13 protein-coding genes are annotated in these 16,962 nt (G+C 58.9%); 7 read left to right on the plus strand and 6 right to left on the minus strand.

What is annotated here, in order from left to right:
• The first annotated feature begins 77 nt into the window (after positions 1-77).
• The 5 genes from DSCA_RS31245 (at position 78) to DSCA_RS31265 (ending at position 7,863) form a co-directional block, all read left to right on the plus strand.
• Entirely contained in the window at positions 78-2,087 is a 2,010-nt protein-coding gene (locus tag DSCA_RS31245; RefSeq protein ID WP_155320144.1) for an aldehyde ferredoxin oxidoreductase N-terminal domain-containing protein, read from the plus strand.
• Positions 2,084-2,626: a 4Fe-4S dicluster domain-containing protein gene (locus DSCA_RS31250; protein ID WP_155320145.1), complete on the plus strand. Its 543-nt coding sequence runs from the start codon at positions 2,084-2,086 to the stop codon at positions 2,624-2,626. The genes DSCA_RS31245 and DSCA_RS31250 overlap by 4 nt, the downstream gene beginning before the upstream one ends.
• A 48-nt stretch (positions 2,627-2,674) precedes the next feature.
• Positions 2,675-3,832: a (Fe-S)-binding protein gene (locus DSCA_RS31255; protein ID WP_155320146.1), complete on the plus strand. Its 1,158-nt coding sequence runs from the start codon at positions 2,675-2,677 to the stop codon at positions 3,830-3,832.
• Positions 3,833-3,945: 113 nt separating this feature from the next.
• Entirely contained in the window at positions 3,946-6,978 is a 3,033-nt protein-coding gene (locus DSCA_RS33050) for an FAD-dependent oxidoreductase (RefSeq protein ID WP_155320613.1), read from the plus strand.
• 36 nt (positions 6,979-7,014) lie between these two features.
• Complete coding sequence (locus tag DSCA_RS31265) at positions 7,015-7,863, plus strand: hydrogenase iron-sulfur subunit (RefSeq protein WP_155320147.1); 849 nt, start codon at positions 7,015-7,017, stop codon at positions 7,861-7,863.
• Positions 7,864-7,886: 23 nt separating this feature from the next.
• Here DSCA_RS31265 and DSCA_RS31270 read toward each other — a convergent pair whose 3' ends face one another.
• Together DSCA_RS31270 and DSCA_RS31275 are read right to left on the minus strand one after the other, a co-directional pair.
• Positions 7,887-8,321, minus strand: coding sequence for a GNAT family N-acetyltransferase (locus DSCA_RS31270; RefSeq protein WP_155320148.1), 435 nt, complete (start codon positions 8,319-8,321; stop codon positions 7,887-7,889).
• Between the two features lie 33 nt (positions 8,322-8,354).
• A complete protein-coding gene (locus tag DSCA_RS31275) occupies positions 8,355-8,525 on the minus strand; it encodes a DUF2080 family transposase-associated protein (RefSeq protein ID WP_155320149.1) in 171 nt (56 codons plus the stop codon).
• Between the two features lie 406 nt (positions 8,526-8,931).
• Here DSCA_RS31275 and DSCA_RS31280 point away from each other — a divergent pair, with 406 nt between their 5' ends.
• Complete coding sequence (locus tag DSCA_RS31280; protein WP_155320150.1) at positions 8,932-11,742, plus strand: bacteriohemerythrin; 2,811 nt, start codon at positions 8,932-8,934, stop codon at positions 11,740-11,742.
• 176 nt (positions 11,743-11,918) lie between these two features.
• On the opposite strand, the gene DSCA_RS31285 is transcribed toward DSCA_RS31280, so the two are convergent.
• The 4 genes from DSCA_RS31285 to DSCA_RS31300 all read right to left on the minus strand — a co-directional run bounded on the left by DSCA_RS31285 (position 11,919) and on the right by DSCA_RS31300 (position 15,398).
• Positions 11,919-12,698, minus strand: a complete 780-nt coding sequence (locus DSCA_RS31285; protein ID WP_269434699.1) for a nitroreductase family protein — start codon at positions 12,696-12,698, stop codon at positions 11,919-11,921.
• A 132-nt stretch (positions 12,699-12,830) separates the two neighbouring features.
• The gene (locus tag DSCA_RS31290) at positions 12,831-14,210 is read right to left on the minus strand and encodes a dihydrolipoyl dehydrogenase family protein (RefSeq protein ID WP_155320152.1); all 1,380 of its coding nucleotides are present in this window, start codon (positions 14,208-14,210) and stop codon (positions 12,831-12,833) included.
• Between the two features lie 87 nt (positions 14,211-14,297).
• Complete coding sequence (locus tag DSCA_RS31295) at positions 14,298-15,158, minus strand: HesA/MoeB/ThiF family protein (RefSeq protein WP_155320153.1); 861 nt, start codon at positions 15,156-15,158, stop codon at positions 14,298-14,300.
• A gap of 3 nt (positions 15,159-15,161) precedes the next feature.
• The gene (locus tag DSCA_RS31300; protein WP_155320154.1) at positions 15,162-15,398 is read right to left on the minus strand and encodes a MoaD/ThiS family protein; all 237 of its coding nucleotides are present in this window, start codon (positions 15,396-15,398) and stop codon (positions 15,162-15,164) included.
• 518 nt (positions 15,399-15,916) lie between these two features.
• Here DSCA_RS31300 and DSCA_RS31305 point away from each other — a divergent pair.
• Positions 15,917-16,921, plus strand: a complete 1,005-nt coding sequence (locus tag DSCA_RS31305) for an Ldh family oxidoreductase (RefSeq protein WP_155320155.1) — start codon at positions 15,917-15,919, stop codon at positions 16,919-16,921.
• The last annotated feature ends 41 nt before the right edge of the window (positions 16,922-16,962 follow it).

Below are 16,962 nucleotides of genomic sequence, written 5' to 3' on the forward strand. Positions count from 1 at the left end.
GGACGGATGACATCCGTCGTCTGCAGCCGGGTTCAACCCGCAGGCCGTGGAATCCGGGAACATAGAAGGGAAACATCATGAGGTACGCAGAGACAGGGTTTAACTTGGAAATCGACCTGACCCGCGGGAATATCGAGCGGGTGGCAACGGACCCGAGAGAAACCGAACTTTATCTGGGGGGATTGGGGACCAATGCCAAGATCCTGTGGGATCGCGTGCCCCCCGACGTCGATCCTTTTTCTCCTGACAATCTGCTGATATTCGCCGCCGGCCTGTTATGCGGTACCCCGGCCACGGGATGCAACCGGACCATCGTTTCCACGATTTCGCCCCAGACGCTGTTGATGGCTTTTTCGATGATGGGCGGGTTCTGGGCGCCCGAGCTCAAATATGCCGGTTACGATAAAGTGGTTATTCGCGGCAAATCCCCGGATCTGGTTTACCTGTGGATCAAGGACGACAAGGTGGAAATCCGGGACGCCACCCATCTGCAGGGGAAAGGCGCCGTTGAAACCGCGACCCTGATCTGCCGGGAGTTGAAGGAGCCCAAAGCCCAGGTGGCGGCGATTGGCCTGGCCGGCGAAAACCGGGTCTATTATGCCTCCATCGAGCAGGGCCGCTCCAGCGCCAGCCGGGGCGGCATCGGGGCCGTGATGGGAGACAAAGGACTGAAGGCGATTGCCGTTCGTGGCACCCGGGACGTTCATCTCGCCCGGCCGGAAGCATTCATGGCCCTGTGCAACGAAGTGCTGGACTATATAAAACTGCGCAATGAAAATCCGATTCCGGGGGTCATGCCCATTCTGGCGGGACTGGGCTCACCGCAGGAGATGAAAGTCCATGATGAAAAGTGGCATACCGAGAATTTCATGTGGGGCAATTCGCGCGTCCGCAGAAAAGGGTTCTGGAGCGACGACGTCGCCCGGGAGTGGACGGAGACGATGGACCGCATGCGCACGCGGCTGATCAGCTGCTACAACTGCCCGATGACCTGCGGGGCGACCATATCCCCGCCGGGCCTGCCGACCTACATGATGAAATGCTTTTCGAAGCTGACCTATACCATGGCGGCATTTTCGGATCTGGAATTCGGGCTGGGCATCGCCCAGAGCGCCACGGAATACGGGGTGGACGGGTTCTCCACCCCGCAGGTGATGGCCTTTGCCCTCGAGCTATACGAAAACGGCATCCTGACCGACGACGATTTCCCCGGGATGCCGGCGGACAATGAGGGGCGCTTTCACTGGCTTCTCGACCGAATCGTCCGGCGGGAAGGCATCGGCGACGTTCTGGCCAATGGGACCTATTGGGCCGCCCGGCAGATCGGCAACGGCGCCGAGGCGTACGCCCACAACAACATCAAGAAACACGAACAGCTGCCGCTCAAGCTGTCCATGCTCAATCCGATTTATTTTCTCATGTATGCCACCGGCGAGAAGATGAATATTACCCAGATCGAAGGGCAGTTCCCTCAGGCGCCCTTTCCCAAAATGGAGCAACGGGAAGCTTTTGTAAAAGACTGGTTCCAGGTCCCGGATGAAAAGTTCAAACAGTATTTTCTGGACTGGGAACCCCGGGGAGAAAAATCCATACCCTATTACCCGACGCCGGAAATGTGCTGCGACATCGTCGACTGGCAAGAGCGCATGCACTACATCGATGACGCCCTGGGCATGTGCGCCGGTCTGTCGTCATTTCCTCTCAAGCCGCCGTATCACATTCATAATTATCCCAAGTTTATCGCCGCGGGTGCCGGGATCGAGATGGATGAAGACCGCCTGACGCAGGCTGCCAAGCGCTACCGGACGCTGGTCAGGGCCATCAACACCAGAAGGGGCATGCGCAGAAAAGACGATAAGCCCCCGAAGAACCACTGGAAGAAGCGGTTTCCCGAGCTTGAAAAGGAGCTTCTGGACACCTACTACCAGTTCAAGGGATGGAACCCTCAAGGCATTCCCACCAAAGAATCGCTGCATGAATTGGGCCTGGATTACGTGTTCGAGGATTTCGAAAAAAGAGGGGTCTATTCAGACCATGGAGAACCACCTTCACCGGAATCTCCGGCGGAGAAGGAGGTGTCGTCGTGACTGGTGAGAAGAAAAAGAAAATCATCAAAACGATAAAAATTGATGCCGACAAGTGCAATGGCTGCCGGGCCTGTGAAATGATATGTTCCGCCTTCCACGCCATGCCGAAATACAGCAGCAACAATCCGGCGCGGTCCCGTATCCGGGTGGTCCGCCAGCCCCTGGAAGATATTTACATCCCGGTCTACGGGGGCGAGACGGCGGGTGCCGAATGCGCCGGCAGGGACAAGTACGTGATCGACGGCAAGGAATACGATGAGTGTACATTCTGCCGGGCACCGTGCCCGTCCAGGGCCGATTTCAAAGAACCCGATTCCGGCCTGCCCCTGAAATGCGATATGTGCGAGGGCGAGGACGAACCCCTGTGCGTCAAATGGTGTATCACGGATGCGCTGACCCTCGAAGAAAGGGAAGAGGAGGGTGAGGAAGAGGTGGCGCAGGAAGAACTGGAGATCGGACTGGCCTCGCTGGCCGAAAAGCATGGCATGCAGAAAATTCTCGATGCCGTTGCCAGGATGTCCATCGCCAGAAAGGGGTGACCCCCCTTCTCATCATCACCGAGTCCCGAAAAGAGGAAAAACAAACCAGTGGAGACGGTAGCCGACTATAAAGAGATCGTCGATGAAATCAAGGCCAATGGGGGCGAGGCGTTCAACCGGTGCTATCAATGCGGTCTGTGTGATGCGGTCTGCCCGTGGAACCGGTTGATACCGTTCAGTATGCGCAAGGTCGTGCGCCAGGCGACCTTCGGCATGACGGATATCGAAAGTGAGGACATCTGGCGTTGTACCACCTGCGGCAGTTGCCCCCAGCAGTGCCCCCGGGATGTGGGGCAGATCGAATCCGGGATTTCCCTTCGCCGGCTGGCCACGGAATACGGCATTTTTCCCAATGCCGTCAAGCCGCTGCGGTCGGTGAGCGCCAGCCTGACCGGTGCCGGCAACCCCATGGGAGAAGATCGCCAGGCGCGGGCCGACTGGGCCGAAGGCCTGGACGTGAAACCGTTCACCGAGGGGATGGATGTTTTATATTTTCCCGGCTGTTACCTCAGCTATGACCCGCGGTTGAAAAAAGTGGCCCGGGCCACGGCCGCGATTCTCAACCATGCCGGCGTCGATTACGGGATACTGGGCTCCCGGGAGAACTGCTGCGGGGAAAGCATCCGCAAGACAGGCAACGAGGACCTGTTTAAACGCCTGGCCAGGGAAAACATCAAGACGTTTATCGACAGCGGCGTCAAGAAAATACTGGTTTCCTCCCCCCACTGCTACCACACCTTCAAAAACGAATACCCTGAATTTATGGTCTCCTTTGATGTGGTTCATATTTCCCAGTTTCTTTTCGAACTGCTCGAGGCGGGGCGGCTGGGACCGCTCAGGGAATGCCGTCGGCGGGTCACCTATCACGACCCCTGTTACCTGGGGCGTCACAATGGCGTTTACGACGAACCCCGCAAGGCCCTGGGGGCGATACCGGGCATGGAACTGGTCGATATGCCCGACTCCCGGGCAAACAGCCTCTGCTGCGGCGGCGGCGGCGGCAGGATCTGGATGGAGACGCTGAAGGGAGAACGGTTTTCAGACATCCGGGTGGCCCAGGCCGTCGGGGTCGGCGCCGACGTGCTGGCTACGTCCTGCCCCTATTGCATCGCCAATTTCGAAGACAGCCGGCTGGCATTGAAGGATGATGCCGACATAGAGATCATGGATCTTTCAGAGATTGTCCTCGAAGCGATGCAGCCCTGAACCGGGCGTTTCTAATTCTTAAGGATCCAATAACCTGAAAGGGAACGAAGATCGTGGAAAAAGAACAGACTGAGCAGCTTCCGGGGTCAGCAGACGGTCATTTCGGAGACGTCATGGTCGTCGGCGGCGGGATCAGCGGCATTCAGGCCTCGCTTGACCTGGCCACTGCCGGCTTCAAGGTCTACCTGGTCGAAAAATCCCCCGCCATCGGCGGGCACATGGCCCAGTTGGACAAGACCTACCCGACCAATGACTGCTCCATGTGAATTCTTTCACCTAAACTGGTCGAGGTCGGCCGGCATCCGAACATAGAGGTGTTAACCTTCACCGAAGTCGACGCGGTAGACGGCGCGGCAGGGGATTTTACGGTTACCCTGACCAAAAAGCCCCGCTACATCATCGAGGACAAATGCACGGGGTGTACGACCTGCGTGGAGTATTGTCCGGTCGAATACCCGGACCGGTTCAACCAGGACATATCCAGCAACAAGGCCGTGCACATCTACTTTGCCCAGGCCATTCCGCTGATCGCCTATATCGATGAAAGCTGTCTTTACCTGAAAGAGAAAAAGTGCCGGATCTGCGAAGGCGTCTGTAAGAATGACGCCATCGACCTTCATCAGACCCCGGAAAAAATCAATGTCAATGTCGCGGCGGTTATTCTGTCTCCGGGCTATGATGTCTACGACCCCGGGGTAAAGGGGGAGTATGGCTACGGAACGATTCCCAATGTGGTCACCAGCATGGACTACGAGCGGCTGATGTGCGCCACCGGGCCATACGAGGGCGAGATCCTGCGTGCGACCGACAAAAAGCACCCGCGCAACATCGCCTGGATTCAATGCATCGGTTCCCGGCGGGTCACCGAGGGCGACAACAGCTATTGCTCGGCCACCTGCTGCACCTATACCCAGAAACAGGTGATTCTGACCAAGGATCATGACGCCGATGTGGCCTGCACGATCTTCCACAACGATATCCGCTCCTACGGCAAAGGGTTTGAACCTTTCTACCAGCGCGCCGAAAAACTTCCCGGCGTCCGGTTTATCAGAAGCTATGCCGCAATCGCAGGAGAGGATCCGCAAAACGGCAATGTCATCGTCAAATACGCAACGGCCGACGACGGCGTCAAGGCGGAAGCCTTCGATATGGTGGTCCTGTCCGTGGGGCTGAACCCGCCCGCCGATTACCGGGCCCTGGCCGACACCTTCGGCATCGCGCTGAACGCCCACGGCTTCTGCAAGACCGATTCTTCCAATCCCATGGCGACCTCGCGGCCGGGTATTTTTGTCAGCGGCGCCTTCCAGGGCCCCATGGACATCCCCGAGTCGGTGTTTACCGCCAGCGCCGCCGGATCCCAATGCGGCCAGCGTCTTGACTACCGGCGCGGCCGGCTGACCACGGCCAAGATTTATCCGCCGGAAAAGGATGTCTCGGCAGAGGAACCCCGTATCGGCGTCTTTGTGTGCCATTGCGGGACCAATATCGGCAGGGTGGTGGACGTTCCCGCCACGGTCGACTATGCCCTGACCCTGCCCCATGTGGTGCACGCCCAGGAGCAGCTTTTTTCCTGTGCGACCAATTCCATCAAAGAGATCACCGACACCATCGTGGAGAAAGGGCTCAACCGGGTGGTCGTGGCGGCCTGCAGCCCACGGACCCTTGAACCGCTGTTCCGGGACACCCTTCGCGAGGCGGGCATCAATCAGTATTTTTACGACATGGCCAATATCCGCGAGCATTGCTCCTGGTGCCATTCCAAGGAAAAAGAGGCCGCCACCGAAAAGGCCAGGGACATCACCCGCATGTCGGTGGCCCGGTCGGCCGCCCTGGAACCCCTGCAGGAATTTGACCTGCCCGTCAACAAGGCGGCGCTGGTGGTCGGCGGAGGGGTGGCCGGCATGACCTGTGCGCTTTCCATCGCCGAACAGGGGCATGAGGTCTACCTGCTGGAAAAGGAGGCCGAACTGGGGGGCACGGCACGCAGGATCCACACCACCCTGGACGGGCAGGATGTCCAGGCCTTCCTGCGTGACCTGATGCACCGGGTCTACCGGAACCCGCTGATCCATGTTTATACGGACGCCGTCATCACCGAGGCCACCGGTTATGTTGGTAATTTCGTAACCCGGATCACGTCGGAAAGAGGGCCCGCAGCGATCGAACATGGCGCTGCCGTCATCGCCGTGGGTGCCGCGGAATACCGTCCCGGCGAATACCTGTACGGGCAGGATGACCGGGTCATGACCCACCTCGATCTGGGCGAGCGGATCGCCGGCAGAGACGACCGGGTCGTTGACGCCAAAAGTGTGGTGATGATTCAGTGCGTGGGCTGCCGCAATGAAGACCGGAATTACTGCAGCCGGGTCTGTTGCAGCCATTCCATCAAAAACGCCCTGAAGCTCAAGGCGATCAATCCCGAGATGGACGTCACCATCCTCTTCCGGGATATGCGCACCTATGGGTTCAACGAAGACTATTACCGCGAGGCGTCAAACCGGGACGTGCGTTTCATCCGCTGGACGCCCGATGACCCGCCCCGGGTGGAGGCGGTCAAGGCCGCCGGCCGGTCCGTGTTGCGGGTGGCGGTGACCGATCCCATTTTGGGCCAAGAGCTCGGCATTGACGCCGACCTGCTGGCCCTGGCCGCTGCGGTCGTCCCCGCGTCAGGCGCCGGGGCAATCTCCCGATTCTTCAAGGTGCCGCTGGGCCCGGATGGTTTTTTCCAGGAAGCCCATGTCAAATTGAAACCGGTCGAGTTCGCTGCCGACGGGGTCTATCTTTGCGGTATGGCGCACTATCCCAAGCATATCCCCGAAGCGATCAACCAGGCCTATGGCGCGGCCGGCCGGGTTTTGACCCTGCTGTCCCATGACATCGTCACGGTCTCGGGGGCGGTTTGCGAGGTCACCGAGAAAAAGTGCATCGGCTGCGGCGCGTGCCTGTCGGTATGCACCTACGGGGCCATCGAGTTCCGTGAAACGCGGCAGGCCAGAAAGGCGATCGTCAATCCGGTGATCTGCAAAGGCGACGGCCTGTGCAACGCCGTGTGCCCCACCGGGGCCATTGTGTTAAAGCACTTTACCGACCGGGAAATCCTGAGCCAGATCGATGCGGTGGTTCCGGAAACTGAAAACGTCCCCTGACCCCTGCGGCAGGACTACTACAGGAGATGACGACAAATGAGTGCAGGACCTCTGTTCACCCCCAAAATCATCGGTTTTGTATGCCATTGGTGAGCGTACGGGGCTGCTGACCTGGCTGGAGTTTCCAGACTACAATATGCAACCGATATCAGGCTGGTCCGCGTCATGTGTTCCGGCAGGGTCGACCTGGAGTTCGTCCTGAGGGCTTTTTCCCGGGGCGTGGACGGGGTGTTTGTCGGCGGATGCCGCCTGAATGAGTGCAATTACATTACCCACGGCAATTACCATGCCCTCAACCTGGTGCTGCTGTGTAAACGGATCATGGCGCACATCGGGCTCGACCCGGACCGGTTGCGGGTCGGATTTATGTCTGCGGGTGAAGGGATGCTTTTCAGCGAGGCGGTCGACGATTTTGTAAAAACGGTCAAGACCCTGGGGCCGCTGGGCAAAAAAGAAGGCCTGGACGACGCCGAACTGGCGACAAGGCTCGACGACGTCACCCGGCTGGTGCCTTACATCAAAATGGTGAAACACGAGAAGCTGGCTGCCCGTCTTGACGATAAAGCCGACCATGAAGGCCATTTTACCGCCGAAGAGGTCGAACGGCTATTCAGCGAGGTGGTCTCCTACCATATCGATCCGGATAAGTGCCAGGCCTGCATGATCTGCCTTCGAAAATGCCCGGTTGACGCGATTGCAGGTGCCAAGCGCAAGGTCCATGTGATCGACCAGGAGCAATGCATCAAATGCGGCACCTGTTTCGACGTCTGTCCATCCCGTTTTGATGCGGTGAGAAAAATTGTCGGCGGGCCGGTTCCCCCGCCGATACCCGAGGAAGCAAGAACGCTGGCACGTAAACCTAAAAAAGCGGTGCCCGCCCCTTGACGCGACTGTCCGGACAGGTCGTTCTACAGCTCTTTTTTCAGGTTGATGAACTTGCTGCGGTCAAACCCCTGGGTCTTAAAAAAGGAGAGCAGATCGGTGGAATCCCAGCGCACCGAGGTATAGACGCGGCTGATTCCCATGCGCTTATAGAGCTTGAAAATCTCACCGGCCAGCTGATCGCCGAGACCCTGGCCCATATATTCCGGATCGACGCCAAGGGTCGCAATCCATGCACTTTTTTCAATGCCGAAGCCAAAGGTGAGAATATAGCTGATCATGAAACCGATGACCCGGCCGTCCAGTTCGGCCACGAAGCAGATGTCATTTTCACTTCGGGCGTGCTTTTCGATCAGGGCTTTAAAGTCCACATCCACGGGTTGGCGGACAATGGATGAGTAGATGCCGACGATGTCGTCTGCATCTGCTGCCTGGAGTTCTCTGATCCGGATATTTTCCACGTCAACGGGTCCTTTGTAATCTGCGTGATTGATTTAATCCACTCGGATGATTTTCACATGACGCCCCACCCAGTCCGGCGGCAAATAGACGCGACCGCTGTTCCCGCTGGACTTGACCAGTTTTTCGATCATCTCTTCCCCGTATATCTCGAATTTCACTTTGGTAGGAGTAAGGCCCGGGGGTGATTCGCCCGCCTGGTTCATTTTGTCTTCCGCCACAATGACTACCCGTCCCTTTCGAGTGATTGGATGGTGGATTCTTTCGAAGTTGCCCAGATGATTTCTTTTAACATCAGTGCCCGGATCGGTCAAGGCGGTTTAGCTGGATTGTCGCTGTTTTCCAGCTGTTTTGTAAATCCTCATCAAGGGCCGGATTCCGGTCGACCTGATCGGTACTCCGTCCGGGCGTCCTCCCGGCACTGGCCGTCAGGCCGGTTCGCCGATTTTCCGGAGCCTTTCCTCAACCCCTGTCATTCAACACTTTATTCAGATGTCGGTCTAAAGAAATTCTATTTAGGGGCGATTTAAAAAGGCAAAGCGGCCTTATTCGGCCATCGGCGCTTGAAAAGATGCCCGGTTATGGGCCGAGGACCAATACAAGGAGATCATTTTGCTTAGGACACTCAGCCTGTTGAACAAGTTTATCATTGGATTCGCCTTGATCCTGATTCTCCTGGTGGCGCTGGCGGTGGTCGGCTACCGCGGGCTCTCGGACGTTGTGAAACATACGCGGATGTCGGATTCCATCAGCGCCATCGGCGCCCACCTGACGCGCGCGCGCCTTCACGAACAGGGATTCATCGTCAATCGCCAGGCCGACGGCGTCACCAACGTTCGTCAGGCGCTGGATGAAATGGAGGCTGAAATCACCGCGGCCGGAAATACTTCTGCGGACGATGGCCTGCAGCGGCAGCTGGCGGGGATCCGATCGCGGATGTCCGACTATAAACAGGCCTTCAACGTTTTTGTCGCCCTGGCGGACGCTCAGTCTGAAAAGGCGGGGCAGATGAGCGAAAAGGCCCGCCTGGCCCTTGAACTGACCTCCCGGATTCGCGATCGGGAGCAAACCCTTCTGGAAGAAATCCGCGAGAACAGCACGGCCGTCCTGGCTGAGAAGACCGCGTGGGTCGATGCCGCGGCGCAGGTTTACAACACGGCTCTGGAAGCCAGAGTCCACCGGGTCTCGCTTATGGTCAACAACGAACTGAGCACCATGGCCCAGTGGAAGGGGGCCAACCAAAAACTGGAAGATGAGGTGCGTCGATTAAGGTCACAGCTGCAATCTGCGGACGATAAAAAACTGGCAGACCGCATTCTGGCGCTTCAGCAGACCTACATCAACGATGTGCTGGTATACCTGCGGACACTGGAATATGAAGATCTCAACCGGATGATCAAGTCGGTCAGGGACTACACCCGGGCCATCACCTCCCTTCATTTTGAACTGCGGCAGGAGCTGGATTTTTTCCAGGAGGATACCCAGGTTCAGATCGATGAAAAACTGGCCGTGAACCGGGCCGTCACCACCATGGCCAACCTCCTGATGAATGCACGGCTGCGTGAAAAAGAGATCATCGCCGACCGCGATACATCCCTTGCCGGCGACGTGGCAAAAAAGATGGAAGGCATCCATGCCGCCGAAAAGGCGCTCAACGAACAGGTCGACAACCCGGCGATTCTTCAACAGGTCGCACCGATCGTCACCGCCGCGACGGAATACGAGGCGGTATTCAACGAGACGGTGGACCTGATGGACCGTCAACGCCAGGCCCAGGCGCGGATGATGGCAGCCGCGCGGGACGTGGGGCAGGTGTGTACGACCGCCCGGGCGAACCAGCAGGCGAAGGTGGCGCGCCAGATCTCCTGGTCCCACATGATTCTGCTGATCGGCACGCTGGCGGCCATCGCAGTGGGAATTCTATGTGCCATTGGCAGCGCCCTCATTGTCGTAAGGCCGGTGCGGCGGACCAATGACATGATCAAAGACATCGCCCAGGGTGAAGGCGACCTGACCCAGCGACTGGCCGTGGAAAGCAGCGATGAGATCGGACAGATGGCCGGCTGGTTCAACACCTTCGTCGCCAAGCTGCATGATATCGTCAGGAATATTTCGGAGTATTTTGAAACGGTGAGCGCATCGGCCAACCAGTTGCTCATCATTTCCAGGCAGATGGATGATGGCGTGCGCGACATGGGCGACAAATCGGCCACCGTTGCCCGGGCCGCCGGTGAAATGAGCCAGAACATGAATTCGGTGGCGGCGGCCAGTGAGCAGGCATCGACCAATGTGGGGCTGGTGGCATCGGTCATGAACCGTATGAAACAGACGGTCGCCGATATCGGCCACAGCTCCGAAAAGGCGCGCATCGTTACCGATCGTGCCGTTGCAGAAGCCCGGCAGGCATCGTCCAAAGTTGACCGTCTGGGCAATGCCGCCGCCGAGATCAGTAAGGTGACCCAGGTGATCACCGACATTTCCGATCAGACCAACCTGCTGGCGCTCAACGCCACTATCGAAGCGGCCCGGGCCGGTGCCGCCGGCAAAGGGTTTGCCGTCGTCGCCAATGAAATCAAGGAACTGGCACGCCAGACCGCCGAGGCCACCCGGAGCATCAAACTGGAAATCGAGGGGATCCAGTCCTCCACTGCTGAAACCGTGTCGGACATTGGCATGATCGCCGAAGTGATCGGTGAGGTGGACGACATCGTTTCCGCCATTGGCGCTGCCGTTGAAGAGCAGACCACCGTAACCGCGGAGATTGCCGAAAACATCACGCAGGCATCGACCGGCATCGGGGACGTCAACCGGAATGTGGCCCAGAGCAGCGCCTTTTCGGCAGAAATCGCGTCTGACATCGCCGAGGTCAATCGGATTGCGGGATCCCTTGCCGACAACAGCGCCCGGGTAAGCGCCAGTTCAGGTGATCTCAACGGTCTGGCCGAAGATCTGAAGACCATGATCGGCGAGTTCAAAGTGGAACGGTCCACCCGGGGCGAAATCGCCATGCCCGCCGCCGAACCGGACCTGATCGTCTGGGACGACAGCATCCGGTTCGATATCGAGGCCATTGACGGTCAGCACCGCCGCCTGGTCGGGCTGATCAACCGGCTTCACCACGCCATGGTTCAGCGGGCCGGGAAAACGGTGCTGGCCTCCACCCTGGATGAATTGGCCCGATATACCGTCCAGCATTTCAAGACCGAAGAGCAGCTGATGGACGCGGCCGGCTACGACGACCTGGAGGCGCACCGGCAATTGCACGAAAAGCTGGTGGCACAGGTGCTGGAATTCAAACAGCGCTTCGAGGCGGGCGATGCAACGGTCACCATGGACCTGATGACCTTTCTCAGGGACTGGCTGCTGGACCACATCAACCGGGTCGATCGCAACTATGTGCCGCTGCTTAAAGGGGCGGACTGATTCTCCCCACCGTGATGTTTTTGTCCGGCCCACGATCCAACCATTATCGCCGCATCCCCAAAGCCCTTCAGCGATAAACCGCTTCGAGACGGTGACGTTCGTCTGCATGGCCGGCCGAAAGTGACGCCCCGGGGGGGCGTTCCCAGGGGGGGAATGGTTACGACGGTTCTGGGCGATCACTTCCAGTGAATCACCGGCGCTTTTCTTTCCGGCAGGCGGTGGTATTTAAACCTGGGATACCCGATCATCATCGGATAGAACCAGGTGTGTCCCTCGGGCAGTCCCATGGATGCCACCAGACCGGGGGTGGCCGGCATGGCTCCCCGGAGCAGCCCGGCCCAGCAGGTGCCCACGCCCAGGGGCAGGGCGGCCAGTTCCAGATACGCCAGGGCAATGCCCAGGTCCACCAGGCCGTTGGCGCTTTCTTGGGGCGCCGGGGGAACAACGAGGGTCCGGGCCGTGCGCAGGATGCCGTCGTAGCCGGTGGCCCAGCGATCCACAATCGGCCTGAAGCAGGCGGCCGCCGGAGCGTCGGGGTGGGCGTCGATGACCCGGTTCATCCAGTTGACGGTTTCCAGGGACAGCGGTTCCAACCTGTCACGGCCTTCGATTACCGTCCATTGAAGGTTCTGGGCGTTGCTGGCCGTGGGGGCGTAGCGGGCCGTTTCGATCAGCTGCTTCAGGATTCCCCGGTCCATGGCCTTGTCCTTGAAACAGCGGACGGATCGTCGGGAGCGCAGGAACTGCCCGGCCTGATCCCGGGAAAGGACCAGGTCTTTTTTTATCTCCGGGCAGTCTTCGATGGCCACCCCGGTCACCCTCAGGGCACCGTGGGGGCAGACGGCCACGCAGTGGCCACAGGCGATGCATTGGGCCTCATCAGCCACTGCAATCCGGGGGAGCCCCTCGTTCTCTTTCTGGAAGATAATCCCTTTGGGGCACTCGGCCGCACAGATGCCGTCCCGTTAGCACCTGGCTTCATCTATCGTCAGGAAGGCCATGCCTGTCTCCTTGTGTCATTACTGCAATTTGCTGTCACCCCTGCAAAAGCCAATCGGATGCGAGACGCTGGATTGGTTTGGCCGCAATCATTTTTCTTGCGACAGCGGTTTCAGCATGTAAAGCATGTCGCTTTCCCGTGACGGGTACGGCGACATCATGCTCTGACGGTACAGGGTCTCGGCCGGGATCCGGTTCAGCATGGCCAGACGTATGGTGTTGATGATGCCCGCCGCATTATCCGAGAGGATGTGGGCGCCGAGAAAGGCGCCGTCGGTTCCAGCGAGGATTTTGTATGCCGCGTCCGACATGCCGATCCGGCGGTAGGTCGGCCAGCTGAGGTTTTTCCCAAAACTTTTCGTGTAGGGAATGCCTTCATGTTTCAAGGCGTCCTCGGTGTATCCCACCATGCCGTACTGGGGGTAGGTGAACAATATTGCCGGGACGGCTGAATAATCCATCTCCGGCCAGCCGCCACCTCCTTTTTCCCCCAGAATCGCGTTCACGGCGACCATGGCTTCATAATCGGCGACGCGTGCCAGTTGAACGGTAGATGCGCAGTCACCAACGGCGTAGATATTCGGCTGCGTCGTCTGCATCCGGGCGTTAACCGAAATGCCCCTGCGCGAGAAATCGATGCCGGCACGATCAAGGTCCAGGTCGTTGACGTCCGGCAGGCGACCGGCACTGTTGACGACCACATCGGCGGCATAAGAAACGCCGTCGCCGGTCACCACCCTGAATGCGTTGCCATCTTTTTCGACGGAAGAGATCCGGACGCCGGTATGCACATCGATGCCCTCTGTCTTCGAGGCGGCCACCAGCAATGATACCATCTCGGCGTCAAAAGGTCCCAGTGCCCGTGGCGCAGCCTCCAGGATCGTCGTCTGCCGGGAGGGGCCGTCCCCCAGCCGGGCCACGAAATGGGCGAATTCAAAAGAGATGAAGCCGCCGCCGATAAAAACAAAACGACCGGGAAGAGACGGCAGTTCAAGGAACCCATCGCTGGTAATCGCGTTTTCGATGCCTTCTATGGGCAGGGGCATGGGATGAGCGCCGCTGGCAACCACGAAAAACCGAGCAGACACCTTGCGGCCGCCGATGTCCAGCGTTTTCTCATCCAAAAAACGGGCGACGCCGGATATAACGTCGATGCCGGCTTTTTTGAAGCCGGTCAGGGTGTTGCCCGGTACAGTGGTCGTAAATTTGTTTTTTCCCCTTAAAACGTCAGCCCAGGAGACCTGCGGGGGGGACACGATGCCTCTGCCCTTTAAATGATTCGATTTCGCCGCGGTCTCCGCTGCTTCGTAAAACCATTTCTTTGCCTGGCATCCTGCCAGCGCACAGGTCCCTCCGGGGGTGTTGCTTTTTTCAGCGACAGCCACGGTGAGCCCCCTGGATTTCAATTCGTAGGCGGCGGTTTGCCCGGCGGTGCCAGAACCGATGACGACCACATCATATGCGCTCATGAGCGTTCCTTTAATTACGGGTGACGTTTTTCCAACATCTTCCCGGTGCAGGACTTCGGGGGAAAATGACCATCGGCGCGGCCTTTTTCAGGAGAACTGAAGGGTCTCGATGGTGTAATCGGAAAGATCGACGACCAGCAGTCTGTTTTTCAACGTGTTGTCCCTGCCCAGCAGCACTTTGAGCACCTCGACACACTCCAGCGATGCGATCAGGTTGACGCCCGGTGCCAGGCAGCCCAGGTGGGTTTCCGCACCCTTGACGACGGTCAACCGGTCTTCGGGGCCGTAGATGTTTTCAAGACCCCGGTCGTCGGGGAAGATGGTGGTCACGTGGCCGGAAATACCGGCTACGGCGGCCGAGACCATGGGGATGCCGGCGTGTTTGGTTGCCGCCTCGAGAATGAACCGGGACCGGATGTCGTCCAGACAGTCGACCGCGATGTGGCAGGATTCCACCAGTTCCAGGGCATTTTCCCGAGTCAGATAAACGCTTCTGGCGCTGACTTCGATGCCCGGATTGATCGTTTGCACCCGCTCGGCGGCCGCAACGGCTTTGGCCGTGCCGATGCCGTCGGTGCTGCTGAGCAGCTGGCGATTCAGATTGTGGGATTCAAACGTATCCCCGTCGATCAGGGTCATCCGTCCGACCCCCATGCGGGCCAGGGTCTCCGTGACCAGTCCGCCCAGCCCCCCCAGGCCGACGATGCACACGGCAGCCCCCAACAGGCTGATCTGATCGGTTTCACTCAATAATTTACGATTGCGCAGGTATCGATCGGGAAGAATTTTCTGCCTCAGCGCCGCCATCTCCACCCGTCGGCCGGAAAGGCCCGTTTCTTCTGCCAGGCGCTTCACAACGGCTGCGCCGATTACCCGGCAGGGCGTCCCATTGCTCAGTGTCCCCGCCCGGGCCAGTGCTTCGATGTGTTCGTTGAGGCTGTCCGGCATGAATCACCCCCCGGCCACGGGCGGAAAGACGCCCACGCGTTCTCCACCGTTCAACCGTGTGTCCAGGGTGCGTTTGACCCCATCGACAAAAATCAGGTGCGCCTTGGCCAGGGGGACGTCCAGGTCCCTGAGCAGCTCCTGGACGGAGGTGCCCGGCGCAACGGGCAGCCGGTCGGCATTTTCCGGTGAGAAGTGGGTCAGGGAGGCGAACAGTTTGAGTTGAACGTGTGCGGAGGTCATGGGATCCCTCATGTGTTGAATTTAAGCCTTGCCTGTCGGTAATCTGCCGATTTGCCCGATATTCGCGCCCTGCGAACCCATTTATCACCGGAACATCCCAATGATGCCCGTGGACAGAATTCGCATGGCTGGATTATAGGCAAATTTACCTGTTTCCGGATGGACACGAAGCCGGCCAGGATTGTCAACCCGAAACTTAAGACGAACACCAATGCGCGTCAAGTATGGTAATATCGATGGTGTGGCCCTGAGGGGTGCACCGGTAATGTGTTTCAACGGTCCGGCAGCCCGGATGGCCAGGCTGAGGGATATACGGACATCGAGCGGCAGCCGTCGGGTCGTGATGATGGAAATCGGCTTTCCGCTTCCCGCCCGAATGGCCATCGGGGCAAGGTGTCAATGCGTTGCCAATGCGATCAGGTGTGTGCGATAGCAAGCGCGCAAGGGGGGAGCGAATCCGATGATCGCGTCACTGGGGTGGCGGCTGATAATAAAAGACAAACCATGGGAGGAAGGGCATGACGGATACCTTGATGCCGGCAGCATCACTGACAGATTTGGTTACAGACATTCTGGTGAATCATGACACCAGCCGGAAAAACGCCGGTCAGGTGGCACAGGCGCTGGTCGCCGCAGAAATTGACGGGCAAAAGGGGCATGGCCTTTCCCGTGTGGCTGCCTATTGTGCCCAGGCCGGAAGCGGAAAAGTCGACGGGCAGGTAACCCCGGAGATAAGGAAGGTCGCCGAGGCGGTTCTGCGCGTCGACGCCAGACACGGATTTGCATTCCCCGCGTTCAATCTCGCCATCGACCAGCTTTCCCGGTTGGCCCGACAGACAGGTATTGCAGCGGCGGCGGTCGCCAATTCACACCATTGCGGCACCCTGGGCTACCATGCCGAACGGCTGGCCGGTAAAGGTCTGCTTGCCCTGGTTTTTTCCAACAGCCCCAAGGCCATCGCCCCCTGGGGAGGAAAGAAGGCAATTTTCGGAACCAATCCGATCGCCTTCGCCGCACCACGGGAAAATGACGACCCCCTGGTGATCGACCTGTCGCTTTCAAAAGTGGCCAGGGGAAAAATTAAAGTGGCCCATGACGCCAACCGGCCGATTCCCGGCGATTGGGCGCTGGATGCCGACGGGAACCCCACCACGGATGCCGGCGCGGCCATGTCGGGAACCATGCTGCCCATGGGCGGGGCCAAAGGCGCGGCACTGGTGTTGATGGTTGAAATCCTGTCGGCCGCACTGAGCGCATCCCGGTTCGGCTTCGAAGCCGGTTCGTTTTTCACCGCCGATGGGCTTTCTCCTGATATCGGACAACTGATCATCGCCATTCACCCGGGGGGCGCGTCCCGGCATCACTTTTTCGATCGCATCGAAACGCTTCTCGCCGCGATTCTCGGGCAGCCGGGAACGCGTCTTCCCGGTTCCGGAAAGGCAGCCCTCAGGGAAAATGCCGCTAGAACGGGGATCAGGGTGACTGCCGACAGGATGGATCAACTGCTTGCGCTCAAGGGGTAGAGGAACCGGTTCCGTTCTTCGCTCCCGGTTCCCGCACCCGC

Origin of the sequence: Desulfosarcina alkanivorans (assembly GCF_009688945.1) — a bacterium.
Classification (GTDB): domain Bacteria; phylum Desulfobacterota; class Desulfobacteria; order Desulfobacterales; family Desulfosarcinaceae; genus Desulfosarcina; species Desulfosarcina alkanivorans.

What these genes read in the sequence shown, in the direction of transcription:
- DSCA_RS31245 (WP_155320144.1), top strand. Translation starts at nt 78, where the DNA reads ATGAGGTACGCAGAGACAGGGTTTAACTTGGAAATCGACCTGACCCGC.
- DSCA_RS31275 (WP_155320149.1), bottom strand. Translation starts at nt 8,525, where the DNA reads ATGAACCAGGCGGGCGAATCACCCCCGGGCCTTACTCCTACCAAAGTG.
- DSCA_RS31290 (WP_155320152.1), bottom strand. Translation starts at nt 14,210, where the DNA reads ATGAGCGCATATGATGTGGTCGTCATCGGTTCTGGCACCGCCGGGCAA.
- DSCA_RS31295 (WP_155320153.1), bottom strand. Translation starts at nt 15,158, where the DNA reads ATGCCGGACAGCCTCAACGAACACATCGAAGCACTGGCCCGGGCGGGG.
- DSCA_RS31300 (WP_155320154.1), bottom strand. Translation starts at nt 15,398, where the DNA reads ATGACCTCCGCACACGTTCAACTCAAACTGTTCGCCTCCCTGACCCAC.
- DSCA_RS31305 (WP_155320155.1), top strand. Translation starts at nt 15,917, where the DNA reads ATGACGGATACCTTGATGCCGGCAGCATCACTGACAGATTTGGTTACA.